This is a genomic window from Ruegeria sp. HKCCD6119 (assembly GCF_013110585.1).
GTDB lineage: Bacteria > Pseudomonadota > Alphaproteobacteria > Rhodobacterales > Rhodobacteraceae > Ruegeria.
In genome coordinates this window covers 94965-120371 of record NZ_WVQV01000009.1, presented here as the reverse complement: position 1 = coordinate 120371, position 25407 = coordinate 94965, and the positions used below count along the sequence as shown (strand labels likewise).

General features: G+C 61.9%; 29 protein-coding genes. 14 read left to right on the top strand and 15 right to left on the bottom strand.

The annotated features are described in order from the left end of the window. Nucleotides 1-37: 37 nt before the first annotated feature. Genes GS611_RS17145 through GS611_RS17120 form a run of 6 tightly spaced genes read left to right on the top strand, consistent with a single transcriptional unit; the run spans nt 38 to nt 5268 of the window. Nucleotides 38-412 carry a hypothetical protein gene (locus GS611_RS17145; protein ID WP_371732289.1) on the top strand — a complete coding sequence of 125 codons (375 nt, stop codon included), beginning with the start codon at nt 38-40 and terminating at the stop codon, nt 410-412. Further along, nucleotides 413-1426, top strand: coding sequence for a type IV secretion system protein (locus tag GS611_RS17140; protein WP_171119990.1), 1014 nt, complete (start codon nt 413-415; stop codon nt 1424-1426). A 17-nt stretch (nt 1427-1443) separates the two neighbouring features. Next, nucleotides 1444-2124, top strand: coding sequence for a type IV secretion system protein (locus GS611_RS17135; RefSeq protein ID WP_171119989.1), 681 nt, complete (start codon nt 1444-1446; stop codon nt 2122-2124). Nucleotides 2125-2129: 5 nt separating this feature from the next. Then, complete coding sequence (locus tag GS611_RS17130; protein WP_171119988.1) at nt 2130-2864, top strand: TrbG/VirB9 family P-type conjugative transfer protein; 735 nt, start codon at nt 2130-2132, stop codon at nt 2862-2864. A gap of 2 nt (nt 2865-2866) precedes the next feature. Continuing rightward, on the top strand, nt 2867-4291 hold the full coding sequence (locus tag GS611_RS17125; protein WP_171119987.1) for a TrbI/VirB10 family protein: 1425 nt from the start codon (nt 2867-2869) through the stop codon (nt 4289-4291). Next, a complete protein-coding gene (locus GS611_RS17120) occupies nt 4291-5268 on the top strand; it encodes an ATPase, T2SS/T4P/T4SS family (protein ID WP_171637510.1) in 978 nt (325 codons plus the stop codon). Before GS611_RS17125 ends, GS611_RS17120 begins: the two co-directional genes overlap by 1 nt. 116 nt (nt 5269-5384) lie before the next feature. Here GS611_RS17120 and GS611_RS17115 read toward each other — a convergent pair whose 3' ends face one another. Next, nucleotides 5385-6269 (bottom strand): LysR family transcriptional regulator, encoded by an 885-nt coding sequence (locus GS611_RS17115; protein ID WP_253285104.1) that lies wholly within the window; start codon nt 6267-6269, stop codon nt 5385-5387. 97 nt (nt 6270-6366) lie between these two features. Between GS611_RS17115 and GS611_RS17110 the strand changes: the two genes are divergently transcribed. Next, on the top strand, nt 6367-7542 hold the full coding sequence (locus GS611_RS17110; RefSeq protein WP_171119984.1) for a CaiB/BaiF CoA-transferase family protein: 1176 nt from the start codon (nt 6367-6369) through the stop codon (nt 7540-7542). Further along, the gene (locus tag GS611_RS17105; RefSeq protein WP_171119983.1) at nt 7539-8675 is read left to right on the top strand and encodes an acyl-CoA dehydrogenase family protein; all 1137 of its coding nucleotides are present in this window, start codon (nt 7539-7541) and stop codon (nt 8673-8675) included. The genes GS611_RS17110 and GS611_RS17105 overlap by 4 nt, the downstream gene beginning before the upstream one ends. A gap of 219 nt (nt 8676-8894) precedes the next feature. Here the strand turns inward: GS611_RS17105 and GS611_RS17100 are convergent, their stop codons facing one another. Further along, entirely contained in the window at nt 8895-9257 is a 363-nt protein-coding gene (locus GS611_RS17100) for a helix-turn-helix domain-containing protein (RefSeq protein WP_253285102.1), read from the bottom strand. Between the two features lie 241 nt (nt 9258-9498). Between GS611_RS17100 and GS611_RS17095 the strand changes: the two genes are divergently transcribed. From GS611_RS17095 to GS611_RS17075, 5 genes are read left to right on the top strand one after another with little or no spacing between them, the layout of a single operon-like run. Further along, complete coding sequence (locus tag GS611_RS17095; RefSeq protein ID WP_216598321.1) at nt 9499-10740, top strand: hypothetical protein; 1242 nt, start codon at nt 9499-9501, stop codon at nt 10738-10740. A 7-nt stretch (nt 10741-10747) separates the two neighbouring features. Continuing rightward, complete coding sequence (locus GS611_RS17090; RefSeq protein ID WP_171119982.1) at nt 10748-11584, top strand: Ig-like domain-containing protein; 837 nt, start codon at nt 10748-10750, stop codon at nt 11582-11584. A 26-nt stretch (nt 11585-11610) separates the two neighbouring features. Next, complete coding sequence (locus GS611_RS17085) at nt 11611-12225, top strand: glutathione S-transferase family protein (RefSeq protein WP_171119981.1); 615 nt, start codon at nt 11611-11613, stop codon at nt 12223-12225. Nucleotides 12226-12227: 2 nt separating this feature from the next. Then, entirely contained in the window at nt 12228-12803 is a 576-nt protein-coding gene (locus tag GS611_RS17080) for a hemerythrin domain-containing protein (protein ID WP_171119980.1), read from the top strand. After that, on the top strand, nt 12790-13248 hold the full coding sequence (locus GS611_RS17075) for an SgcJ/EcaC family oxidoreductase (protein WP_171119979.1): 459 nt from the start codon (nt 12790-12792) through the stop codon (nt 13246-13248). Before GS611_RS17080 ends, GS611_RS17075 begins: the two co-directional genes overlap by 14 nt. A 149-nt stretch (nt 13249-13397) precedes the next feature. Here the strand turns inward: GS611_RS17075 and GS611_RS17070 are convergent, their stop codons facing one another. From GS611_RS17070 to choX, 7 genes are all read right to left on the bottom strand, one after another. Then, nucleotides 13398-13718, bottom strand: coding sequence for a monooxygenase (locus GS611_RS17070; RefSeq protein ID WP_171119978.1), 321 nt, complete (start codon nt 13716-13718; stop codon nt 13398-13400). A 60-nt stretch (nt 13719-13778) separates the two neighbouring features. Next, on the bottom strand, nt 13779-14153 hold the full coding sequence (locus GS611_RS17065) for a hypothetical protein (RefSeq protein ID WP_171637508.1): 375 nt from the start codon (nt 14151-14153) through the stop codon (nt 13779-13781). Further along, nucleotides 14146-14610 carry a MarR family winged helix-turn-helix transcriptional regulator gene (locus GS611_RS17060; protein ID WP_171120071.1) on the bottom strand — a complete coding sequence of 155 codons (465 nt, stop codon included), beginning with the start codon at nt 14608-14610 and terminating at the stop codon, nt 14146-14148. The genes GS611_RS17065 and GS611_RS17060 overlap by 8 nt, the downstream gene beginning before the upstream one ends. Nucleotides 14611-14735: 125 nt before the next feature. Next, nucleotides 14736-15767 carry a choline ABC transporter ATP-binding protein gene (choV, locus tag GS611_RS17055; protein WP_171120070.1) on the bottom strand — a complete coding sequence of 344 codons (1032 nt, stop codon included), beginning with the start codon at nt 15765-15767 and terminating at the stop codon, nt 14736-14738. 1 nt (nt 15768) lies between these two features. Further along, the gene (gene choW / locus GS611_RS17050; RefSeq protein WP_171120069.1) at nt 15769-16602 is read right to left on the bottom strand and encodes a choline ABC transporter permease subunit; all 834 of its coding nucleotides are present in this window, start codon (nt 16600-16602) and stop codon (nt 15769-15771) included. Next, nucleotides 16589-17521 carry an alpha/beta fold hydrolase gene (locus tag GS611_RS17045; RefSeq protein WP_171120068.1) on the bottom strand — a complete coding sequence of 311 codons (933 nt, stop codon included), beginning with the start codon at nt 17519-17521 and terminating at the stop codon, nt 16589-16591. Before GS611_RS17045 ends, choW begins: the two co-directional genes overlap by 14 nt. A 5-nt stretch (nt 17522-17526) precedes the next feature. After that, nucleotides 17527-18453 carry a choline ABC transporter substrate-binding protein gene (choX, locus tag GS611_RS17040; RefSeq protein ID WP_171120067.1) on the bottom strand — a complete coding sequence of 309 codons (927 nt, stop codon included), beginning with the start codon at nt 18451-18453 and terminating at the stop codon, nt 17527-17529. Nucleotides 18454-18561: 108 nt separating this feature from the next. Between choX and betI the strand changes: the two genes are divergently transcribed. After that, nucleotides 18562-19227, top strand: coding sequence for a transcriptional regulator BetI (gene betI / locus GS611_RS17035; RefSeq protein WP_171120066.1), 666 nt, complete (start codon nt 18562-18564; stop codon nt 19225-19227). A gap of 43 nt (nt 19228-19270) precedes the next feature. Here betI and GS611_RS17030 read toward each other — a convergent pair whose 3' ends face one another. The 6 genes from GS611_RS17030 to GS611_RS17005 all read right to left on the bottom strand — a co-directional run bounded on the left by GS611_RS17030 (nt 19271) and on the right by GS611_RS17005 (nt 25047). Next, complete coding sequence (locus GS611_RS17030; RefSeq protein WP_171120065.1) at nt 19271-21184, bottom strand: type IV secretory system conjugative DNA transfer family protein; 1914 nt, start codon at nt 21182-21184, stop codon at nt 19271-19273. Nucleotides 21185-21198: 14 nt separating this feature from the next. Next, entirely contained in the window at nt 21199-23127 is a 1929-nt protein-coding gene (locus GS611_RS17025; protein ID WP_171120064.1) for a relaxase/mobilization nuclease domain-containing protein, read from the bottom strand. Beyond that, complete coding sequence (locus tag GS611_RS17020; RefSeq protein WP_371732287.1) at nt 23120-23842, bottom strand: helix-turn-helix domain-containing protein; 723 nt, start codon at nt 23840-23842, stop codon at nt 23120-23122. Before GS611_RS17020 ends, GS611_RS17025 begins: the two co-directional genes overlap by 8 nt. Nucleotides 23843-24192: 350 nt before the next feature. Continuing rightward, nucleotides 24193-24420 (bottom strand): hypothetical protein, encoded by a 228-nt coding sequence (locus GS611_RS17015; protein ID WP_171120063.1) that lies wholly within the window; start codon nt 24418-24420, stop codon nt 24193-24195. Further along, nucleotides 24417-24776: a DUF2958 domain-containing protein gene (locus tag GS611_RS17010; RefSeq protein WP_171120062.1), complete on the bottom strand. Its 360-nt coding sequence runs from the start codon at nt 24774-24776 to the stop codon at nt 24417-24419. Before GS611_RS17010 ends, GS611_RS17015 begins: the two co-directional genes overlap by 4 nt. 70 nt (nt 24777-24846) lie before the next feature. Further along, nucleotides 24847-25047, bottom strand: a complete 201-nt coding sequence (locus GS611_RS17005; RefSeq protein WP_171120061.1) for a hypothetical protein — start codon at nt 25045-25047, stop codon at nt 24847-24849. Nucleotides 25048-25407 lie beyond the last annotated feature (360 nt).

Here is a 25407-nt window from a genome sequence, read left to right as displayed (position 1 = left end):
GGCACCAATTCGATCTCTTTGTCTCGCCGCGCTCGTCGTGAGTGCCCTGACCTGTGCCGCGCTGGCCCAGACCACGAGCACGAACCCTTCCGGCGAAACACCCTTCAACTCGATGGCCATCGCGCGGGACGGGGCCGACGAATGTCGTGTTCCGAAACCGCCCGCCGATCTGGCGGAAACGGCCTATCTCCGCAACGGCTACCGCGCGATCCTGCGCATCCTGATCGCCGAGGAGGCCCTCGCCTCGGAGAGCTGCACCTGCCTGCTGGACCAGTTCACCTGGGATCAGGCACTCACCGCCCTGCCCCGGTTCCAGACCTCGGACAACCCGCGTCTGCCCTTCAACGTGCTCGAGCTCTACGCCAAGGCGGACGCGCTCGAGGCGCAAGTTGTGGAGGCCTGTGCGGAATAGATGGGGGTCATTCGCGACATCCTGAGCCAGGTCGACGCCGCGGTGGATACCGTGGCACAGGACGGCTTTGCCTCCTCGGCGGGTGCCGTCGGCGACGTGATCTCCGCCGGGGCCGCGCTCCTCGTCGTGCTCCTCGGGATCAACGCAGTTATGCAGCTCCGCCCCCTGCCCTTCGGCACCGGCTTTGCTTTCGGCATGAAGATCGCGCTCGTGGGCATATTCGCGCAGAGCTGGGACAATTTCAGCGTCATCTATGACATCGTCACGCGGGTGCCCGACTCCGTCGGCGCTTCGATCCTCGCGCTCACCGGCTCGGGCGACGAGGCCGGGGTCTATGAGAGCCTCGACAACATGGTCGCCCGCATCACCGCCTATGGTGACACGATTGGTGATCGCGCGGGCTGGGTCTTCGGCGCGGTCCTGGGTGCCATCTTCTTCGTCCTCTCCGCCGTCTTTGCCGCCGTCACCGCCGGCATCATCGCCTTCGCCCGCATCGTCTTCGCGCTGATGATTGTCATCGCCCCCTTCATGATCGTGACCTCGCTCTTCAAGCCGACCCAGTCCCTCTTCGAGGCCTGGACCCGCGCCACCATCGGCTATGCGCTCATGCCCGTCGCCGCCGCAGGCGCGGCGGGCATCATCGTCGCCATCGCCGAGGCCATCGGGGATGCTTCCGCCGATCCCGGCGATGTCGAGACCGTCAGCCTGATCCTGCCCTTCCTCGTCATCCTGATCCTCAGCGCCGGGATCATGGCCTCGGTGCCCTACATCGCCTCCAACCTCACCGGGGTTGTCGGCATTGCCTCGAATGCCGTGGGGCTGACCGGCCTCGCGCGGCAGGGGTTCGTAAATACGCGGGAGTATGGCGCGGGTGCCGCCTCGCGTCTCGTCACCGGCAAGTCCCCGCAGGAGCTGAACCAGATGGCCAATGCGGGCGTGGTGAAAACCGGCGAGTTGATCCGGCAAAGCCCCGGCGCGCTCCTCTCCGCCGCCAAGGCTTTCCGCAAACCCTGATGTGAAAGACGACTGACGTGAAGAAGCTTGTGACCAGTTCCCCCGCGCCAGACCGCGACGCTTTCGAGGCGGATTTCATCTACGGGCCAAGACGGCGCGAGCGCTTTGCCTGGTTCGTTGCGGCGGCAGGCGTGCTGGTCGGCGTGGCAGGCATGGTCGCGGGCGCAAGCCTCTTTCCGCTCAAATCCACCGAGACCTTCGTGGTCGTGGTCGACAAGGAGACCGGCGAGATGGATCGCGTGGCCGCCGTGCAGGCGCTGACGCTCTCGGAAAGTGACGCCATCATCCAGGCCAATCTCGTGGCCTATGTCGACGATCGAGAGACCTATGACCTGACCGACGGCGAGCAGCGCATCAACTCGGTGCTCGATCGCTCGGGTGGCGACGCCGCCCGCACGCTGCGCGATCTCTGGTCCTCCACCAATGAGGACTACCCGATCACCGTCTATGGCCGCGACGCCAAGATCGAGGTGGTCATCAAATCGGTGAACCAGATCGAGCGTGGCGTGGCCCAGGTCCGCTTCACCCGCACGCTGCGCCGCCCCCGCGACACCCGCACCGTCACCCGGTCCTACGTGGCCACTGTCGGCTACGACTTCCAACCCGAAACCCGCCAGCGCCTTCAGGACGTCTGGGCCAACCCCTTGGGCTTCGTGGTGACCTCCTACCGCGTCGACGCCGAGACCCTGGAGAACTGACCCAAATGAATTCCCTGCCCGCGCTCCTCACCACGTTTCTCCTAGCGCTTGCCCTTCCTGTTGCAGCCCTCGCCGAGGCCACACCGCAAGGCGGCCCGCTCGACATCCGCATCCGCACCGCCGTCTATAACGAAAACCAGGTTTACCGGATCGAGACCGATCTTCGGCATTCAACCACGATTCATTTCGGGGCCGGGGAGAGGTTCGAGGCGGTGATTGTCGGCGACACCGAAAGCTTCCAGGTCGATCCGATCCCCGAGCTCGGCAATGTGCTCACGATCAAACCGCATGTGGCCAATGCCTCCACCAACATGACGCTGATCACCAACCGCCGCACCTATTCCTTCCACCTGCGCGAGGGCTCGATCCCGAACCGCACAGGCATGTTCTTCGAGGTGCGCTTCCGTTACCCCGACGAGGAACGCCGCGCGGCGGGTGCCTCTCAACCGAAGGGGTTTGAGGCCCCGCGCAATTACAACTACCGCGTCTCGGGCGAAGGCGACTTCCGCCCCAGCCATATTTATGACGACGGGCGCTACACGTATTTCGTCTTCCCGGAGAATGGCCGCCAGCCCGCCCTCTTCAAGGCCGACGACCAGGGCCGTGAACGCACGGTCAATTGGACCCAGCAAGGCAATACCGTCCGCGTGCTCGGGGTGAACACCTACTGGACGCTGCGCATCGGCAACGAGGCGATCTGCGCCTTGCACGACGAGAGCGCAATCTACGTGAGCAACTGACCATGGCCGATCAAACCCCTCCCGACCTTCAGAACCGCCTTGATCAATTCAGCCAGCGCGGGAAATCCAAACGCCGGGGCAACAGCCTCGGGGTTGGGGCCCTCGCCGCTGCCCTCGCCCTTGGCGGAGCTGGGGTTGCGTATTTCCTGGCGACCGGCCTGCAAGAGGGCGAAAGTGCGCTTGAGACCTCCGACGTCGAGACCTTTCAGGACCGTCGCCCCGGCACCGGCGGGCGGCTAGAGTTCCCGCCCGACGAGACCGAGCAACGGGTTAATGACGCGCTGATCGCCGTCGAGGAGGCGCTGGACGTGCCCGCGGCCCCTGCCCCTGAAGCGAGCGCCGAGGTGCTGGTCGAGATCGCCAAGCTGCGCGAGGCCCTCGCCGCCAGCCAGGCCGCGCGGAATTCGGAAATCCAGTCCGCCGTTGCGGACCTGCGCGAAGCTTTCGACGAGCAGAAGGTCGCGCTTGAAGCCACCTTGACCGAAAAGGAAACCGAGCTCGCCAACCTGCAGCGCCAGACAGAGACCCGCATCGAGGGTCTGCAGGCCATGCTGGATGCCGAGCGCGCACAGCGCGAGGGGCTCGAGGCCGAGCTCGACCGCGAAGGGTTGATCGCCGATCAGCGCTTGCTCGAAGAACGCCGCCGTCAGGAAGAGGAGCAGCGCCTGCGCGAGGCCGAGAGGGTTGCCGAGGAGCTTCTGACCGCACAGATCAAGTCGCCGGCCGTGGTCTACGCCGATGGCCCACGTGGCGGCACAAGCGGGGCGGCGGTGGCCGATCCCGCTGCCGCTGGCACCGGCGGGCCGGTCCTCTCGGGCAATGAGGCGTTCCTGCAGAGTGCGCCGCCGCTCGAGGTGCAGGAGGCTGCGCGCCTCACCCATCCCGAACGCACGTTGACCCAGGGCTCGGTTATCCAGGCCGCGCTCCAGACCGCCATCAACAGCGATCTGCCCGGGTCAGTGGTTGCGGTGGTCTCCGAGCCGGTTTCGGCGTTTTCCGGGGACCGGATCCTGATCCCCCGGGGCTCCCGCCTTTTTGGCCAATACCGCTCCGGGATCGAGATGCACCAGAAGCGCATCCTGATCCTCTGGACCCGTGTCCTGACCCCGGACGGCACCTCGATGGAAATCGCCGCCGTGGGCGGGGACCAGCTTGGCCGCTCTGGCCTCACCGGCCTTGTCGATACCAAATTCGCCGAGCGCTTCGGCGGGGCGGCGCTGATTTCCGTGATCGGGGCAGCACCGGCCGTGGCGGCGGAAAGCGCCAACAATGAAACGACCAGCATCGTCCTGGGCGATGTCGGCAGCGATCTTCAGGATGCGGTCGGCTCGGTCATCGCCGACCAGGTGTCGATCGCGCCCACGATCTATGTCGATCAGGGTGCCTCGGTCACTGTGCTCGTGGACCGGGATGTGGTGATTTACTGATGGAGCAGGCGTCACCAGCCTCCTACCTCGAGCGTTATCTCGACCCGTTCCGCGACCTTCTAAGGCGCGACGACGTCGTCGAAATCGCGATCAACCCGGACGGCAAAGTCTGGCTCGAGGTCGCAGGCGACGCCACCATGCGCCACGAAGGTCAGACCGTGGACCGGACCACCGCGCTCAACATGGCCCAGACCATCGTTGGCGATGCCAAGGCCCGCGTCTCTGAAAAGAACCCGCTCGTCTCTGGAAAGGTGGAATATGCCGGCCGCCCGCTTCGGGTTCAGGTCGCCGTGCCGCCCGCTATCGATCGCGGCGCCTCGATCACGATCCGCCTCTTCGCCTCAGGCAGCGTTCGGGACTACGCCCCTGCCTATCTCTTCGGCAAGGCCATCTCGCTCGATGCCCTCCGCGCCAAGAAAATGAAAGACATCGCCACACTCGCCGAAGAGAACCTCGAGGCCGCATTGCAGACCCTTGTCGAAGCGCGGCTCAACGTCCTGATCAGCGGTGGCACCTCGACCGGCAAGACCACTTTCGCCCGCCACCTGCTGACCTATGTGGGCGAGCACGAACGGCTGATCACCATCGAAGACGCTTTTGAGCTGTTCCCCGGCCAGCCGAACACCGTCGCCCTCCTGGCCGACCGAGGTGCCGGGTCGCAACGCAGCGCCAACGCACTATTGCAGGCATCGCTCCGCATGCGCCCCGACCGGATCATCGTTGGCGAGCTGCGTGGGGCCGAGGCCCTGACCTATCTCGAGGCGATCAACACAGGCCATGGCGGGTCAGTTTCCACCATCCACGCCGAAACCGCAGAGCTCGCCATCGACCGGCTAGCGATAATGGTTCTACAGGCCGGGACCCCGCTGACTTTCGCCGAGGTACGAGAATACATCCGGAAATCCATCGATGTGATCGTGCAGCTCGGGCGAACCGAGGGGAAGCGGGGGATTACGGAGTTCTATCTGCCGGGCTGATGGCGATTTTCACAAAAGCGCCTTGAAATAAGGCCGCCACCGCTGCAAACGGCCAGCAAGACGGAAAACTGAAGTCCAAATTTGTTGGGACCTTGCGCCGAAGTGGCGCGTTACGCTCAGGAGCGCTGATTGAAAAAGGCTTCTGCTAAGGCGGTGAACGCTTGGAGGATTGGCCGTTTGAGAGCTGCACCACGATGGGCAAGAGCGATCTGATGAAGGGGGGGGCTGCCGGAAAGGGGGACACGGGCCACCGGAGTCCCGTCATAGCAGGCGGTATCGGGCAGATCGGTGGCCAGCAGACCAACGCCGAATCCGTTGGCAACCATCGCCCGCAGCATTTCAATTGAGCTGGTTTCGTGGGCGACCTGCACTGGACTTCTGGCATTCTGCAGCAGGGACAGGAAATAGCCGCGGCTGTGATGCAGGTTCATCAGGATTACCGGTTCCTGTGCCAGGTCTTCGGCGTTGACGCTGGGCTGCTGCGCGAGCCGGTGCCCCTGCGGCAGCAAGGCATAGGGTACCGCCGCCATCAGAGGTGTGATGACAAAATCAGATGGAATGCCAAAGTCGTAAAGCAGCGCCATGTCAATCCGGCCTTCGCTGAGCCAGTCGAACAGCGTTTGCAGGTCACCTTCGAGGATACGGACTTTGGCGTCCGGGCGGTCGTCCAGGAACCGGCGTACCAGCCGTGGGGCATAGCGCGGGCCGAGGGTGGAAAACACTCCCAGGTTCATGAATTCCGGTGTTCCGCCACCGCCGCTCAGTACCCAACGCGCTTGCTTTTCCAGTTCGCGCAGCTGGGCGACCTTGTGCCGCCCGAACGGGGTCAGCTCCATCCCGCGCCCTGGGATGCGAAGAAAGAGCTTCTGTCCGAACACCTCCTCACAGCGGGCAATGGCCAGCGAAACCGAGGGCTGCGAGGTGTTCAGCGCGCGGCTCGCGGCGGCGGTGCTGCCGGTGTCCGCGACCGCCAGCAGGATTTCAACCTGGCGGAAGTTCAATGGTATATTCAACTGAGAATACCCTTTATATGCATATCGCATTTCCAAGTATATCTTATCGGACGCTATCCTCCAGCAAGCAATTGATGGTGGATACATGCTTGAAGATGACAAAATGGCAGGCCACAGGCCGCTCGAGGGTGTCAGAGTGCTGGATTTCTCGCGCGTTCTGGCCGGGCCCTACTGCACGGCACTGATGGCTGATCTTGGTGCGGAAGTGATCAAGGTCGAACCCCCTGCGGGCGATGACTACCGCCATATCGGCCCCTTCAAGGACGGCGAAAGCCTGCTGTTCCAATCGGTGAACCGCGGCAAGAAATCCATCGTTCTGGATCTGAAATCCGAGGACGGCGCGGCAGCGGCGCGGGCGCTGGCGGCGGAGTGCGACGTGCTGATCGAAAACTTCCGTCCCGGCGTGATGGAGCGGTTCGGACTGGGTGCAGAAGAGCTGTGCGCGGTGTGTCCGCAACTGGTCTATGTGTCTGTGTCCGGGTTCGGCCAGACAGGCCCGAACCGGATGCTGCCGGCCTATGACATCATCATCCAGGCGATGAGCGGGCTGATGGATATGACCGGCGCCGAGGACGGCCCGCCGATGATGGCCGGAGATGCCTTTGCTGACGTTGCAGGCGGCATGTTTGCTGCATTTGGGGCGATGGTGGCACTGTTTGACCGGGAACGCAGCGGCAGGGGGCGGCATGTTGATCTGGCGCTTTATGACTCGCTGGTGTCGATGATGCCGGTGGCGGCCTGCCGGGCGCTGATGGCGGGTGAGACGCCAAAGCGGACGGGCAGTAAACATGCGCTATCAGCGCCATTTGGCACCTATCCGGCTAAAGATGGCAGTTTTTCCGTAGCGGTACTGAACGACCGGCTGTTTGCCCGTTTCGCAGAAGCCATTGGCGCGTCGGATCTGGCGGAGGACGAGCGTTTTGCCAGTGATGTGTTGCGGCGACAGAATGAATCGGCCCTGGCCCGGCATATCGAAGATTGGGCCGCCGCGCGCTGCGCGCAGGATGCGGTGACGGTCCTGACAGAGGCGGGCATTCCAGCCGCGGCCCTGAGTACAGTGTCTGAAGCCTGGGCCTCGCCTCAGGCGCAGGCGCGCGGGCTGGCATCCCCGGTGAAACATCCCATTCTCGGTGAATTTTCTGTGCCGGAACAGCCCGTCCATTTCAGTGGAGCGGCAAGAGGTCACCGGCAGGCGGCCCCGGAACTGGGCGCGCACACACAGGAAATTCTGCAAAAGTTACAGGAAGGAGAGGCCGAATGACCGGCGACCTGAACAGCGAAGAGCAGGCTGTCATCAGCCAGATTGAACGGTTTTCCAGCGAGGTGCTGGCACCGGCCGCCGCCGACATCGATGCCAAAGGGAAGTTTGCAACCCTGCACCGCGCGGCGCTGGCAGAAATGGGCATCATGGGGATGAACCTGCCCGAAACCTATGGCGGCATCGGCCTGTCCGGGCCCGCTCTCTATGGCGCGGTGGAGGCTATCGCAGGTGCCTGCGGCTCCACAGCCTCGATGCTGACGGCGCACTTCCTGGCAACGGATTCGCTGCTGCTGGGCGGGGGGAAGACGCTCAAACAGCGCTTCCTGCCGGCCGCCGCAGCGGGTGAGGCACTTGGCGCCTTTGCGCTGACTGAGCCGATGGCGGGTTCCAACCCCGCTGATATGCGCAGTACCGCCAGCCGCGAAGGCGACGGCTACCGGCTGAAGGGCTCCAAATGCTTCATCTCCAATGCGGGTGATGCAGATTTTATCGTGGTCTATGCCAAGACCGACGGCGCAGCCGGCGCCCGCGGGGTCAGCGCCTTTGTGGTGGAACCCGGCAAGACCGGCGGGGTGGAGGTCGGCAAACACGAGGAGACCATGGGTCTGCGCGGCGGCCATGTGTTCCCGATCTCATTTGATTGCCATGTGCCGGCGGAAAACCGGCTTGGCGAAGAGGGCACTGGGTTCCGAACCGCGATGAAGGTGCTGGATAACGGCCGTATCGAAGTGGCCGCGCAGGCCACTGGCATTGCGCGCGCTGCACTGGGCGCAGCTGTGTCCTATGCCAAGGAACGAGAGGTCGGCGGACAGCCGATCGGCAATTTCCAGGGGCTGCAGTGGATGCTGGCCGACAGTGCCACTGAGCTGGCCGCGGCGCGGGCATTGGGGCTGCAAGCCGCCCGCAAGCGGGGCACCGGCGAGCGTTATTCGCCTGAGTCTGCCTTCGCCAAGCTTTATGCCAGTGAGGCAGCCTGGCGCATTGCGGACCGGGCGCTGCAGATTCACGGCGGCTATGGCTATACCCGCGATTTTCCGGTGGAACGCTACTTGCGCGACTTACGGATCTTCCGGATCTATGAAGGATCATCGGAGATACAGCGAACCATCATTGCGCGCGAACTGCTGAGCTAACGGCTTAGGCGGGCGTTATGTCAGTTAGCGCCGTTTTCGAAAATTGCTCCAGCGGAGTGAACTGAACAGGAATTGTGAAGGCTGTTGCAATGGTTCTGGCCTTGGCCTGCAACCCGTACAGCCTTCCAAGATCTTTTTTGTGCCAACGGCACTGGTCTGTTGCGCCAGGACAGTGCGGCATTCAACAGGCGCACCCGGTTTCGCCACCGCTTATTCTAACTAGACTACGCCACCGGAACTGCCCAGATTTGCCTGTGCCCAACGGTCAAGCTCCTGCATTACGGGCTCAAGCGACTGCCCGGTCGGCGTAAGGGAATACTCCGTGCGGGGCGGAACCTCTGCATAAACTGTACGGATGACGATTCCATGCGCTTCCAGTTCCCGCAATTTGCGGGTCAGAACACGCTGAGAAACGTCGGGGATTTGACGGCGGATTTCACCGAACCGCCGGGTGCCGCCAATCAGAAAATGAATGATCTGGCACTTCCACTTCCCGCCGATGATCTCGATGACGGTTTCGACCGGGCATTCATGCGCACCTGCATCTTCCTCTTTTGAATCCTTCATCTTGTCTTCGAACATCCCATTAAGCTCCCCGCTTCAGAAATGTACCCGTGGTTGCGCTTCCCTGCCAAGGTTTGCTCCCTCGCAGGGCGCCGGGTTCTGCGTCATGAACAGCCACTGTGCAGAAGCGAACTGACATCTTCAATAGTATCCAAAGTGTTCCTACTCACCACATTGGGCCATAGGTGCTAAATTGGGGCGCGGCGGCAAGGCAGAAACTGTCTTGGAGTCGCCAGCCCACGACCTGCCTGGAGGCACCATGAAACTGAAATCCACCTCACCCGCCCTGGCGGCAGGAATTCTGTCCCTGTCGTTTGCAACAGGCGCTGCCGCGCTTGAAACGCCTCAGTCCACCACCGTGCTGGAGTTTGCCGACAGCAATACGCTGTTTGTAGCTGACTCCGACGGTGGAAGGATCTTTGCCTACACGCTGCCCGAATCTGCCCCGGCAGCGGAATCACGCAGTTACAACCTGATTGGCCTGGGCGCCCGGCTGGCCGCCACAACCGGCGCTGATCCGTACAGCATCAGCTATCACGACATCGCTGTGCATCCCGTCTCCAAGGAAACCTATATTTCGATGTCCCTGCGCTCGGGCGGCAGCAAGTCGCCGATGATTGTGCGCGTGGATCAGGATGGCAGTATCACACCGCTGGATCTGGCCGCATTGGAGGGCACGTCGGTGGAACTGAACGGCACACCCGATGACAGCGTCACTTTCTGGCATGACATTCCGGCTGCCACCTTCACCGTCACGGATCTTGATTTCGTGGATGGCACGCTGTTCGCTGCCGGGCTGTCGACCGGAGAGTTCGCCTCAACCCTGCGGCAGATCCCATACCCGTTCACCGACACCGCTTCCGCGTCCAGCATCGAAATCTACCATACCGTTCACAATCAAACCGAAACCCGGGCACCGATCCGGGCTATGAGCGTGGTCGAGCTGGATGGCGTGAAAACGGTTGTTGCCGCCTACACCTGTACACCGCTGGTCACGATCCCCTCTTCCGATCTGGCTGATGGTGCCCATGTATCCGGCAAAACCGTAGCCGAACTGGGCTATGGCAACACCCCGCTTGAGGTGCTGCATTTCACTGCGCCGAATGAGGAGTTCCAGCCGGAAGAGTATGTGCTGGTCATCAACAAGGAACGCGATGCCGATCTGATCCGGGTGGCTGACCTGGCCGAGGCTGCCAAAAGCGAAGGGCTGTCGTCCCCCGAGCTTTGGGGCGACGCAGGGGTCAAAACCGCTGCCCGCCCGCTGGGGGCAGTCCTGCAGGCCGATGATCAGGATGAGCAGTTTCTGGTTACGCTCAAGCGCAACCTGGATACCGGCGACGTCGACCTGGTCTCCTTCCGCAAGGGCGCCTACTTCCGGCTCAGCGATTTCGTCAGCGAATACAATTTCCCCGACTATCAGTATGTGGAGGAGCAGGAGTTTTTCCGCAACTTCCAGAACATGCTGAAGGCAGACGCGGGCTACGCTGATCTGGCAAGGTAAAGTGAAGATGCTCCGCAATCTGAAAACTTCATCCCTCTGGCTGGCCGCGCTTCTTGCGGCCAGTTCAGCGGCCCAGGCCTGCGAGGAAAGCGTGCCAGGTCCTGCCGGGGTAACCCAAGTCTACCCCAATGCTGATGTGCTGCCGGAAAACCTGCTGCGCTTCTATGTCTACTTCTCCGAACCGATGGCACGGGAGGGCATATGGGACTCCGTCGTGCTGCTCGATGAAGACGGCAAGGTGGTTCCGGGGGCTTTTATCGAGAACAAATTCGATCTCTGGTCGCCGGATGACCGGAGGCTGACGGTGCTGTTTGATCCGGGCCGGGTAAAAACTGGGCTGGTTGCACACAATAAGCTGGGCCGGGCGCTGGAGCCGGGAAAGACTTATACGCTGCAAGTCAGGAACAGCGCGGAAACCAGGAGTGGCTGCACGTTAACGCGCAGCTATAAGAAGACCTTCGTTGCCGCCAAAGCAGATTTCGAGGCGCCTGATTTGGCGAAATGGCAGGTGCAGGCACCCATGGCGGATTCAACTGAGCCGCTTCTGGTGACACTGAATGGCCCGATGGATCACGTCTCCCTGGCCTACAGGGTGCGGGTAACCGATGAAACCGGTGCAAAGCTCGGCGGCTCGCTGCGGCTTGGGCCGGATGAGCGGGAGTGGATATTCACACCCCGCGATCCCTGGGCAAACGCCAATTACCGGATTGAGGTGGATACCACGCTGGAAGATATCGCTGGAAACAGGCTGACCGGCTTGTTCGACCGGCCGCTGGACAGCGATGGCTACAGCCAGCCGGGACAAAAGACAGAAAGCCTCACCTTCAAGCCGCGCAACAACTGAAGAGCTGCATGGAAAGGACACCGGTCATGAAACTCTACTACGCACCCGGCACCTGTGCCCTGGCACCGCATATCGCCCTGGAATGGACGGGCAAGCCTTACGAAGCAGAGCGGGTCGAACTCGGATCCGAGGAATATCTCAAGATCAATCCTATGGGAATGGTCCCGGCGCTGAAGGATGATGGCTTCCGTATCATGACGCAGGCAGATGCGATCCTGAAGTATATCGAGGCCAAATACCCGGAGGCCGGCCTGGGCGTCGCCAAGGATCCGCTCAGCCAATTCGGGCTGGATGAGGCGCTGGCCTTTCTGACAGGCGATTTCCATCCCGCGTTCTGGCCTTTCTTTGTGCCGGACCGGTACACGGTCAACCGCAGCGAGGGCGCGCAGAATGAAGTCCGTGAAGCGGCATACGCCAGGATTGACCGGGTGATGAGCCATCTCGGCACATTGCTGGACGGCGGCCCGCATGTTGCAGGCAGCAAGCGCACGATTGCCGACCCCTATGCTTTTGCAATGGTCCGCTGGACGGCACACACGCCGAAACCCTGGCAGGACTACCCGCCGGTGAAACGCTTCATGGAAACCATGCTGGAAGACAGCGGCGTGCAAGCTGCGATGAAGACGCAGGGATTGAGCTGACAATGCACAGCTACGACTACAACGCACCCGACTACCACATTGCTTCGCGCGGCCGGATTGGCCCGGACCTGCTGCACGGCCTGTTTCCAGCGGACCGTTCGGCATGGGACGATGATCCCCGGTTTCTTGGCTGGCCCGCGCATCTTCAGCGCCTTCACGCCTCGATCTCTGAGGCCAGTGCCCGACTGATCGGCGGGCTGGAAGTCGTATTGGTGGAGCCGGAGGGCAGCGCGCAGGAGTTGATGGGCCTGACCGGCATGAACCGCCTGGGGCTTGATCTGGTCTCGCATGTTCACGGCCATCACAGCTTCGAGGACAGCAATGTGCTGCCCGGGTTCCTGGGGCGCTTCCCGCAGCTGGCTTCGGCCATTGACCTCCTGGAAAACGACCACCAGGTCCTGGAGCAGGCGCTGGACCAATCGGAACAGGTCTTTGCCCTGCTTCGTGGCGGGGAAATCTCCAAATCGCAGATCGGCAAGGCGCTGGAGCAGGCGAAAGTTCTGAACAAGATCCTGAACCGGCATACCTATGACGAGGAAGATATCCTGATCCCGGCGGTGCTGCATGCCTATGCCTGAAACACCGGATGACATCCCCCGGCTTTTTGCCGAGGCCTGGAATGCCAGGGACGCTCGCGCCCTGGCTGCCCTCTTTGCTGAGGACGCTGATTTCGTCAACGTGGTTGGCCTGTGGTGGCACAACCGCGTCAACATTGAAAAAGCGCACGCCTACGGGCTCAGTACGTTTTTCCAGCACTCAGAGATTACTGCCCGGGGTATCAAGGTCCGGCGGGTTGGCGGCGACACCTCGATCATTCACACCCGCTGGAAGCTAGCAGGGCAGATTGGCAAGGCAGGTGAAACCCTTGAGGACCGGTTTGCAATAATGGTGTTCTTTGCACAGCGTCTGGCCAATGGCTGGACCGTCCTGGCTGCGCACAACACCGACGTCATACCGGGCATGGAGACCATTGCTGCCAAGGACGGGTCGGCATTTGCTGTAAACTACCGGGATGGCGAATAGCGGCTACCCCACTTGTTCGTTCTAGCCCTGGAACCAAGGTTTATTTGCCGCAATTGAGGCGCAGGCGGGAAGAAATTGTAGAATGAACCCGGATTTGGAAGGCCTCTCCTGTTGCGGTCAGGAGAGGCACTCAGGACCAGCGGGCCGGTCTACGAACTTGTCCCAACTGGCGCGCGGTTGATCTGGCTGAGTTCTTCCATCACGTCGAACACGTGGTCGCTGACGACCTCGATGCCGATCGCGTTCAGGCGGGGAATGTGCATGGTCTTGTAGGCCTCCAGTTGCTCAAGGCTTTTGAACAGATAGGTGGAGCCGAAGTGATTGGTGCCGGCCTCATGGGTCCAGATTTTCCAGACAACGCCGGGTTCCTGGGCGATGCTTTCGGCTAGCTGTTTGGCGCCTTGGCGGAAATCTTCGGTGACGGGGCCATCGTAGGTCAGATGGATGTCCCAGATTTTCTGAGTGCTCATGATTTGGTCCTTCTTGAGGAGTTGCGAGAAACGTGTGGTTGAGGTTGCATTGGGGCGGGCTCAGCCCTTGCGGAGTTGCAGGAAGCAGAGAGCCGAGAGCAGGGCGAAGAATGCCGGATCCGACCAGCCAAAGCCGGTGAAAATACCTGCGGCACCGGCGTAGAAAGTGACAGCGAGGCCCAGCAGGTTGGTCCACATCAGGCCGGTCAGGATCTTGCGGCCCTCGACGCTGCCGGAGGGCGCATCGCGAAACAGGAAGCTGATGACGGCGATGCCGCCGAGAAAGATGCTGTTGTGCTGCGACAGAAACCAGGCGTAGCGGTCGTTCAGCTCAACACCATAGTTCGGCCACAGCAGGCCGGGCGCAAAAAACAGGGCCAGAGCGAAGAAAGCGTAGATCACGCTGTGCGCTGTCAGGAAGGTGCGATTACTCATCAGTATGATCCTTTCGGGTGTGGTGCACGCTGCGGCGGAGCCGGTTCAGCATCCGTATGGTCTGGCGCTTGCCGTCGGCGGGCAGACCTTCAAAGATCTCCGCCAATGCGGCGTTGTGGATGGGCAGGAAGGTTTCGACCTTTGCCCTGCCTTCGGTTGTCAGGGACAGGACGCGGCTGCGCCGGTCCGTATCGCTAGCCGATTTTTCGACAAGCCCGGAGCGGATCAGGTTCTTGATCACCACATCCAGGTTGCCGGAGGTTCCCAGCGCCCGTTCCAGCAGCGTATTCACGGTCATCGGGCCTTTGTTGCTGAGAGTTTCCAGCACGTCCCATTGCGACGCTGTCAGTCCTGCGGCCCGGAATACCGGGCCGATTGCCCGGTGGAACTGCTGGGCACTGCGCAGGAGGGCCAGAACCAAGGCCATGTTTTCGCGGTCATGTGTGTTTCGTTTCATACTTTGATATTTATCCCTATGTAGGGATATTTCAAGTTGCGCCTTTAAGGAAATTGGGAGCGGGCCGCCACCCCTTTGTTTTTTTTAAGCAATAAGTTGGATTTGCGCCGGGAAAGCCTGCTGCGCTATTCGCGCAGCAGGGCCTTGAAGATATCGGAATGATCCAGCCTGCCAATGATGTCGCGGCCATTGGACACGAAGTACTCTCCGCCGTCGTTCAGCTGCGCCCGCATCAGGTCCTTTACCGTTGTGCCGGCATCGCGCACCCGCGCGCCAGCAGGAATGGTGCCGTTGACCGGCTTCATGATTTCCGCTGCACGAAGCACATTCATCGGATTCATATGGGACACGAAACTCCGAACGTAATCCGTGGCTGGCTTCAGCACGATCTCCTGCGGTGTGCCCAGCTGCACGATGCGGCCGCCTTCCATGATCGCAATCCGGTTGCCAAGTTTAATCGCCTCGTCCAGATCGTGGCTGACGAAAAGGATCGTCTTCTTCAGGTCCGCTTGAAGCTCCAGCAGTTCGTCCTGCAGCTCGTTGCGGATCAGCGGGTCCAGCGCCGAGAACGGCTCATCCATCAGCAGCAGCGGCGCGTCGGTGGCAAAGGCGCGGGCCAGGCCCACCCGCTGCTGCATACCACCCGACAACTCTGAGACATTGGTATTGGCCCATTGCCCAAGATGCACCTTTTCCAGCTGCCGCATGGCCCGCTGAAGCCGCTCTTCCCGTGGCACGCCAGCAGCCTCCAGCCCGAAGGCCGCGTTTTCCAGAACCCTACGCCAGGGCAGCAGGCCAAACTGCTGAAATACCATCGACACGTCACGGCGGCGGAGGCTCCGCAATTTTGCAGCAGAGGCGGCGGCAAGGTCCACAAGCCCCCCGTTGCTCCGCAGATGCACGGAACCGGCGGCCAATGGATTGAGCCGGTTGGAGGCGCGCAGCAGGGTCGACTTGCCGGAGCCGGACAGGCCCATCAGCACGACGATCTCACCTTCCTGCACGTCCAGCGAACAGTTGTGGACCCCCAGGATCTGCCCGGTTTCCGCCCGGACCTCTTCCCGGCTCCGGCCCGCATCCATCAGCGGCAAGGCGGATTTCGGATTGTCCCCGAACACGATGCTGGCGTTCTCGAACTTGATGACCGGCTGTGTCATATCAGCCCCTCCCGGCTTTCAGAAGGCGGTCCAGAAGGATCGCAACGATAACAATTACAACGCCAACTTCGAAGCCCTTGCCGACGTTGACCTGGTTGAGCGCGCGCAGGGTGGGAACGCCAAGCCCGCTGGCGCCGACAAGCGCAGCTACAACGACCATCGACAGCGACAGCATGATGGTCTGGGTCAATCCGGCCAGGATCTGAGGCATGGCCCAGGGCAGCTTCACCTTCCACAGCACCATCGCCGGGGTGGCGCCAAAAGCATCCGCCGTTTCCACCAGCGCATGCGGCGTCGAGGAGATGCCAAGGTAAGTCAGCCGGATCGGGGCAGGGACGGCAAACACAACTGTTGCAATCAGGGCCGGAACCGCACCGAGACCAAACAGCACCAGCGCCGGAATCAGGTAAACGAAGGTGGGGATCGTCTGCATCAGATCCAGAAGCGGCTGCAGAAGCCGGTAGAGCCAAGGCCGCCCGGCAGCCAGAACCCCGACAGGCACGCCGATCAGCATCGACATAGTGGTTGCCGCGAGCACCAGAGACAGTGTTTCTGTGGTCTCGATCCAGTACCCTTGGTTGATGACCAAAAGCAGGCCGAGTGCCGCAAAGGCAGTCAAGGCCAGCGAGCGGTGCAGATACCAGGCCAGCCCTGATACGAGGCCAACCAGCACCAGCGGATGCGGCATCTGCAAAAGCCACAGGGTGGCTGCCACGATGGTTCCGATACCCTCTGACAGCCCGTCAAAGAACCAGGCCATATTGCCGGTCAGCCAGTCAACCATCAGCTTTGCCCAATGGCCGACCGGGATCTTATGTGTTTCAAGCCACTCCATGGCTTTCTCCAATTCTTGACCTTGTGCCTGAAGCCGGCTCCAGCCAATTGAGAGCGGCATCGCACATCTTGGGATCCAGAACATGCCCGACGCCCGGCAGCAGCTCGAAGCGGGCCTCCGGGATCAGCGCAGCCGCTGCCGTGCCCCGTTGCGGGGAAATACAGCTGTCGCGGTCGCCGTGCAGAACCAGTGTCCGGCTTTGGATTGACTTGAGCAGCTGCCGCCGGTCCGGCGTGGTGAGGACAGCCAGCGCGTGGCGGGCTGCACCGCCGCAAGAGTAACCAGCAGCATAGATGGCATCTATTTCGGCCCGCAATTCCGGCGTATCCAAGATCCGTCCTGCGCCGTAGACTAGGGCATCCTCCAGAAGGTATGTCCGGATCAGGTCCGGATCCGAAGGCCGGGTAAACAGCCGGGCCATCCGGCACTTGGAATCCGCATCGCCATCGACTTCGGCCGTGCCGTCGTTGCTGGCAAGTTGCACAAAGCGTCCGGCCCGCGGGCCCGCGGCAGCGGCCACCAGCTGGCTGATCATGCCGCCCATGGAGAATCCGATGATGTCAAAGGTGCCGATCTGCAGGCAGTCCAGCAGGGCCAGGACATCATCCCGCATGTCAAAGAGCGAATAGGGGGCCAGATCCTGGGCGGCTACGGCATCGCCTTGCATCCAGATCCCGGCCGCAAGCGGCTCGCTGTCCTCACCGCAACGCGGGGATTTCCCGGCATCGCGGTTGTCAATGCAGATGACCCGGCGGGTTTCCGACAGCTGCCGGATAAATTCCGCGGGCCATTCGATTGCCTGCATGCCCAGTCCTACAAGGAGGACGACCGGATAGGCCGCCGGATCACCGGCTTCCCAGTAGCCGAGCTGCACCGGCTGGCCGCTTGCCTTGGCGGTGTGAGGAACGAGCCACTGCACGATGGTCACTCCAGCCCCGCATAGGCTCGGACTGCGGGCAGGCCCGGGGCGCCTGCAAGCGTGTCAACTCCGTCCAGCCAGCCATCCAGCATATCCGGGTGCTGCTTGATCAGCCGCAGCGCCGCCTCTTCGGGATCTTCGCCATCGTTGATGATATACCCCATGCCCTCGCTTTCCATCGGCACGGTAAAGTCCAGCTGGGCGATCAGGCGCCCGATGTTCGGGCATTCCCCGGAATAACCCGCGCGGGTCTGGGTATGCACGGTCGCAGCCCCGAAGTCCGGACCGAAATAGTCGTCGCCGCCGCTCAGATACTCGATGTCAAATTCCACATTCATCGGGTGCGGCGCCCAGCCCAGAAAGACGACCCAATCCTCCCGCGACACGGCCCTGCGCACCTGCGCCAGCATGCCTTGTTCCGAGCTCTCTACAACGTTCCAGCCGCCCAGCCCGAAGGCATTCGTTTCGATGATATCCATCATCTGCGTGTTTGAGCCGGGCTCGATGCCGTAGAAGCGGCTGCCGAACTTGTCCGCATGCGCGGCGAGGTCGGCAAAGCTGGTAACGCCCGCGTCATACACGTACTTCGGCACGGCAAAAGTGTATTTCGCCCCTTCCAGGTTCTGGTTCACCGTCTCGATGGCATCGCCTTCGATATAGGGTGCGAAATAGGTTGCCATGGCAGGGTCCCAATATCCCAGGAACAGGTCCAAATCGCCGTTGACCATCGCCTCGTATGTGACCGTGGTGCCGAGCACCTTTGTTTCCGCCTCATACCCCAGCCCCTTCAGCAGCACGGATGCCACACCAGAAGTGAGCGCCAAGTCCGTCCAGCCCGGCTCCGCCATCCGGACTTTCTCACAGGATGCTTCGGCCAAACCCGCCCCCAGAAGCGAAATGCCAAGGGCAGCTGAAATCGAGAATGTTTTCATTTTGTCCTCCCAAGTTTATAGACTCGATGGTCTATTAATAGTCTGTTAGGTACTATTTGACACCCGAGTCAACAAAATATTTACTTTGAGCAATTCTGGGAGAGCGAGATGAAGCGGACGAAACTGTGGCGGCTAAGGACCGAGGAGTATTCCAAAGCAGCCTTCGAAGTCCTTAGTGACGAAGGGCTTTCCGGAACCACCGTGGAGAAGGTCGCCAAGCGTGCGGGCGTCTCGAAGACCAACGTCCTGCACTACTTCGGAAACAAGGCCCGGCTACTGGAAATGGCTTTACGCTACGCTAATGCCGACTTGGCCCGAGATGTACGAGCGCTGATGATTCGCTCAAATACGCCTTGGGAAAGGGTCTACTCAGTGATCGAAGCTAATTTTTCGCGGCAGTATTTCACGCCCAAACTCTCACACGCCTGGTTGTCGCTGCTCGCTGAAATCCCGTACAATCCGAGCTACCAGAGGATACAGACGGCCATTCACCAGCGGATGCACTCGAACCTGATGCATGCACTAAAGCAACTGACCGAGCAGGAGAGGGCAGAAGAAATCGCTCTGGCGATATCGGCGATGATTGATGGCCTATGGTTGCGTTGCGGCCTGCATGAAGGGGGCATTGGCCGCGACACCGCCCTGCAGCAGATGGAGTTACTGATGGAGTCTCTGTTCCCTGACTGCCCTGAACGGTTGGCTGCAAAGGCTCGCATTGAAGAGATCCAATCGATTTTGACGCCCTATGAAGCCCCTCTGCGACGGGAAATTTGATCAGATCAATGACAGGTGAGGGCTTTGCGCAAAGCATCCGCTATCACCCACCCAACAACTCCTCAATGAAATCCTCCTGCCGGTCGAGCGCAGCTTCCCACTCCTTCGGCACCGCCGCATCCCGCCCGAACATCTCCGGCTCAGGCTGCCCGCGCCCAGCCTCCATCGCCATAACGCTCATTGCGCGTGCTTCGCGGCGCTGCGAGCGGTCCCGGACAGGCGCGCGATCGGCTGGTTTCACCGGCTCATCAGTACTTGCCTCGTCATCACCATCGCCGCCCCAGGGCCCAACGCCCTGCACACTCGGCGGATAGGGGAAGGGCTTGCCCTCCTGGCGGGCGAGCATGTCCTTGAAGAACGGATCATCGTAATATTTGATCCGGCTCGCTTTGATCGGATGTTGGGGCGAGGCGAGGATGATCACCTCGTCAGGATCCATCAGCCGAGCCTCGGTCTCAGAAAGTAGCGGCCGCTCTTCCAGCCGCGCCGATGTCGAGGTCGCGCCGAGGAAACCCTTGTTGCGGCCATACATGCGGGTCACGGCCTCGCGGGTGGTGCTGCCAACGGCGGCCGAAACCTCTTTCACTGTGCGCTGGTCGCGCGGGGTGATGTAGAGCTTGAGCCCTGACCCGTTCTCGAGGCTTTCGCGGCCCTCGGGACCGTAGATCCGGTCGAGCGAGGCCAGAGACTGCGCGATCATCGCGACGCGCCCACCATAGCTCGCCAGCGAATGGATCGCGCGTTCGAGGTAGGGCATCGCCCCCATCTGCTGGAATTCGTCGATCATCATCATGACGGGCCAGGGCTCGTCCTGGCCGGGCTCGTTCAGCCGGATCGAGGCGATGAGATCGGCGAACATCAGGCGCAGAAGCGGCGCCAGCGTCGCGATGTGATCTTCAGACACCGCGATGTAGAGCGACTGCGGAGTCTTCCGGAAGGTCGAGAAATCAAAGTCACTCGCCTCGGTGGCCGAACGGACCGCCGGGTTGTCCCATTGCTTGAGGCCTGCAGTCATCAGCGCCTGGATGTTCGAGGTTAGGAGCCGTGAAGAGGCCGAGGCGGCATTGGTCCAGAGCTCGCGCAAAATGTCTTCTTTGGCCTCGTCAGCGTAGGTCTTGTACTGCGCGTTCTTGTAGTCGCCCCCGGCGACGATCTTGTTCACCTCGCCGAGGTTCGGTGTGCCGCGCTGTATTGCGAGCAGGCAGGCCGCGACAAAGATTGACTTTCCAGCCTCAGAGAAGGTGTCGAGTTGCTTGTTGTCCTTGTCGAGGAAGAGGTCGGCGAGGATCGAGACTTCAGTGAAGCGCTGCGCGAATGTCGGGGCCTTGGCGATCCGGGCGAGCGGGTTGTACCGGTGCGTGGCATTGGCCCAGTCGAAGGGGCTGAACCGATAGACCTCGTCACCGTTCAGCGCCCGGAGCCGCGCGGTCTTCTCGAAGTTCTCACCCTTCACGTCGAGCACCACGACCGAGCCAGCGAAGCTCAGAAGGTTCGGGATCACGAAGCCGACGCCCTTACCCGCGCGGGTCGGGGCCACCATCATCACATGCGGGATGGTGGTCGAGGAGATGAACTCAGCCTTGGAACTCGGCGCGCCGAGCTTGCCACAGACGAATCCCTTGCCGGGTGCCTGAAGCATATCGTTCTTCTTCAACTCCACCTTGGTCTGCCAATGGGCCGAGCCGTAGTCGTCGCGCTCCTTCTTCCAGGTCCAGGCCAGCGCCAAAGCGCCAAGCCCGATCGCCCCGAAGCCGACGGCGCCGAATCCAACCTTGAAAGCCTCCGGATGTGCCGCGCGCGTGCCCGCGCTCGCCGTCCAGAGCGCCAACATGTCGAAGCTGCCAAAGCCGGTTTTCAGGGCCAGGGTCAGGTAGAAAGCGGCTATGATGGTTCCGATGACGGCACCGCAGATCACACCGAAAAGAAGCGCAGCCCAGAGGGGAAGTGTCTTGGTCATGGTGGTCATCCCCTTCAGAATTCCATCTCGTCATCGAGACCGCGGTCCCGACCGAGATCGCGCCCCATTTCCTGCGCCTCCTGCTGGCCGCGCAGCCGCGCCACTTCGGTCGCCTTGTCCTGCTGCAACCCGGCAGCGCGGTCGGTGAAGACCTGGTCGCCGGTCTCCTCGAAAGTCATCTCGAGGAATTCCTGCGTGACGGTGATCTGGTCGAGCTTGCTCGGAAGGGCTGCGTCCAGCACCTCGTAGTTCCCGCGACGAAGCTCGGCCAAGCCCTCTTCACCCAATTCCCTGAAGAGCTCGGATTGCAGGGTCCGCTCGACCGTTTCTTCCTGTTCCTCGGTGAGCTTACCGTCCCGCAGCATGTCGGCGAGGTCCTGCAGGTAGGAATTGGGCGTCCGGTCATCCTCGTCGATGAGCGGCAGTGTCGCCTCTTCCTCATCGGCAAGGGTCCGGCCAATCTCGACGCCCAGTTCTTTCGCGCGCTCCATCAACGCGTCCATCACCCCATCGACCTTCTCGAGCGCGGCATCAAGCTGCTCGTCATTGGCGGTCTCCACGCTCAGACCGTCCTTCGCCAGCACCGCGTTCATGTCGCGCTCGACCCAGTCCTGCGCCATGCCGTAGTTCCGCGTGCCGCCCGCTGCGATCCGGGCCACCAGTTCCACGCTGTCCATGCCTGCCTCCTCGGCGCGCTCGAGCACATCGCGTAGCCCCTCGTCATTGCCGGGCTGCAGCGCGGTGATCAGCACCTCGCTGCCCGCCCCCGGCGGATAGGGTTCCTCGAGCTGCTTGCCGAAACGCGCGCGCAGTTCCGGGTCCGGCACCATCTGCGAGAGGTCCGCGATGATCGGCGCGGCCTTGGCTTCAAAAACGGCGCGCTCGGTCGGGTCCAGTTCCTCGGCTTTGAGCCTCAGCGCCTCGATCGTGCGCTCGGAATAGTCGATCGCATCACCGACGGTCTTGATGTCCTTCATGTCTATCTCTCCTTCGGTGAAGTTCCACGGCGTGACCGAGCCAAGCCCGTCCGCCATGCCGCGTACGGCGCGCGCCATGTGACGCTGGTCCATCCGGTCCAGCAGGTCGGCAAGGGTCTTGTAGTCCTTGGCGAAGCCCACCACCTGCGCCTGCGCGATGGCGGATTCCTTGGCAGTCAGGGCGATCTCGCGCGGCAGGCGGGCCTCTTCCTTAGCGCGGTAGATTTCCTCGATCCCGGCGGCTTTCTCGAAGATGCCGCGCTCAAGCCGGGTGGTGGCGTCGAGCATCACGCCGTAGCCTTCCGCGATCTCGGCCTGCTTTTCGCGCATCAGCTGCGGCGACATCACGCCTTCGGCCCAGCAGGAGAACCAGGTGCCCTTCTCGACGCCGCGATTGTTCAGGATAATGTGAGCGTGCTTGTGCGCCCGGTCGTCATGGACTGCGAGCACATAATCCCACTGGTCGCCGTATTCGCCGCTCTCGAAGAAATGCTCCGTCCAGTCCATCGCGATGTCGCGCACCTGGTCGACGGTTACGTCGGTCGGGAAGGACAGCAACATGTGCGAGGTGAAGCCGAGCTTGGTCGAGCCGCGCCAGGTCCCGGCCCAGTCCTCGATGATGTCTTCCTTCTGCTCCTCAGAAAGCACCGCCGCATCGGTCAGCGCGTTGGTCATCGTCGAATAGGTGTAGACCGCCTTGTCGTTGATGTAGGAGATCTGCGCCCCGAGCGAAGCGCGCGTCTTGCAGCCCCCGGCCCGGATCCGTTTGAACACCGCCGCCCGGCTCTGGCCCGAGGCCGCCTTCAGCGCGTTGCGCGCCGACAGGGATCCGACGCGCGTGAAACTGCGGCCCTGCCGACGGCCCGCCAGCCGCGCATCGATCCGCGCCGCGGCCTGGCCCCGGATGCGCTCATCCTCCCAGAGCCGCCCCATGACCGAAGTGTAGAGTGCGAGCGGATCAGCCATTTCGAGAGTTCCGGTTCTTCAGAAAATCATCGGGTATCGCCGTTCGCGTTCGAGGCTTGCCGAGAGGCAGCGAAGGGCGATCCAATTCTGAACCGGAACTCTCACGCACTAGCCTCAATCCGCACTCGATCGTGCGCGGGCCGTCCTCCAGAACCGCGCTCTCCGCCCCCTGCCCTTCTTCCTTTTGCGGCCACTCCTGGTGACGCAGTGCCTGCGCCGCATCTTTCATCCGACCCAGCTCACGGCTCATGGACTGCACAAGATCGAGAAGTTCGATCAGCACCGCGCGATCCGCTTCCGAGACCGCCAGCCGACCGCGATGGACCGCCTTGGCAAGCACCAAACCAGCGTCGCTCACATCCTTCGCCTGACGCCATGCAGCGCAGAATTCGGCGACCAGATCACGCGGCACATCGAGGAACCCGCACCGCCCGCGCAGCACCGCATTGAGCGCCTGCGACCGGTTGGCATAGCCCCGCTCGCGCCACTCCGCGTCGAAGGCGTCCAGCTCTGATCGGCTTGCCCGGAAGGCCACTGTCTCGCTCGGATCGCGCACCGCGATGCCCTCGCCCGCCTCCTCTTTCGCCAGCCGGTTCACATGGCGCGGGGAGATGCCAAACGCCGCCGCCAGCTCCTTGGCGCTCTCGCCCGCCGCGAAGCGCCGCGCGACTTCGATGCGCTCTTCAAGCTTCAGGTTTTTCGCTGGCTTCGGCACGGGTCAGACCCCTCGGACAAAATGTGCAAACATTGGCCATATCCTGCCAATGTCTTCCTTCTCTCCTTCGCTTATACTTCAATACATCACATTGCGCAATATTACGTTTTGCATGTCGTGTCTTTTTGCTGGCCGGTGCTGGCACATCTCGATCAACGGAGTGATACGACGTCGGACCACTCAACACGCTTCAAACCAACACCAGCCGGGGAACAGTGAGCCCTTCTGTTTCGCCAGGACGCCGCCAAAATTTCGTCCAGCTTTGTTCGCGTGGGAACATCAACAAGACTGAGAAAGGCCGCACAGAAATGGGCGACCTTTTCTTCTGAATGCTATGCGACGCGCAACCGTCAGGCGGCAGTTACTTCATGATCCGTCAGAACCATGTTTTCCGTGATACCCACAAAGAGCGGCGTGATCTGGTACTCACCGTCCTCGATTTCCGGGGGCGTCACGGCAACAATCGCAACCGCAGGTGCTCCGTCGAGGAAGCAGGAGAACAGCGCGAAATTGTCGTGCTCTCCGGAAGTCAGCGCCTCAAAGGCGCTGATATGTTCGGGTTGGATATTAGTGCTCATGTGACGATCCCTCCGGCTTCGCGTGCGCGTTCGGCATAGGTGCTGAGCGGTGCCTCGGCTGTGAAGTGGAGGTCGCGCTCGATCGGTAGGCCGAGACGACCGCGATGCGCCATAAGGACGCTGAGCCGAACTGAACCCAGTTCCGGATAGCCGAGGCCGAGATCGCAGAGTCCGAATGCGATATCTGCGTCTTCAGGGTCGGTTTCGCTCAGGAGCCAAGTGGCGCCGCCGTCTGGAGTGAAGAGCTTTACCACCGGCTCGAAGTCGATGGTGTCCTCGCCAGCTTCGATGCGGGTCTGGTTGGCGCGGCCATTGGCGGCCAGCTGGTCGAGGATGGATTGGGGCAGAAGTTCCATTGTGTCTGTCCTTCGTGTGAGATGTCGGTGAGGTTTGGCGGGAGGGGCACGAGGCCCCTCCCCGGCCGGGTCACTCGGTGACCTGGCCGTCGTCGCTGTCGGCTTTGGGCTCGAAGAGGACGAGCTCGCCATTCACCGGGGTTGCGAAGAGCTGGATGGTCATGAAGGACTTGGCGCCTTCGTTCTGCGGGAAGGCGACGCCCACCTTGTGGAAGCGGGTCTTGCCATCCTTGCCGGTGTCGGGAGTGTTGACGGTGTAGTACTTGGTCATTTCGGTTCTCCTTCGTTTTCGATGCAAACGGGAGACCGGGACCGCCCGGACCGGCTGTCAGGCTGAACTTTGGCGCGCGAGGAATGACTGCGAAGCAGGCAGGGGAAAGTTCTGCTTGAAGGGGGTGGCTGAAAGCCGCGCCCGACAGACGGGCCAGGTCACGGAGATTGCATCAGGAAGAAAACGAGAGGGGAACCGGGGTGGCCGGGCTGCGTGCCGATCACGCCAGACCGCAGGAGGACTGGCTACGTCCACGATGGATGACGCCTGAAGTTGGATGACCCTGCCACGACCGGAATGACATGTCCCTGCGCAACCTGATATGGCGGGGCATGATCAAGCTTCGACCCATTGCCGATG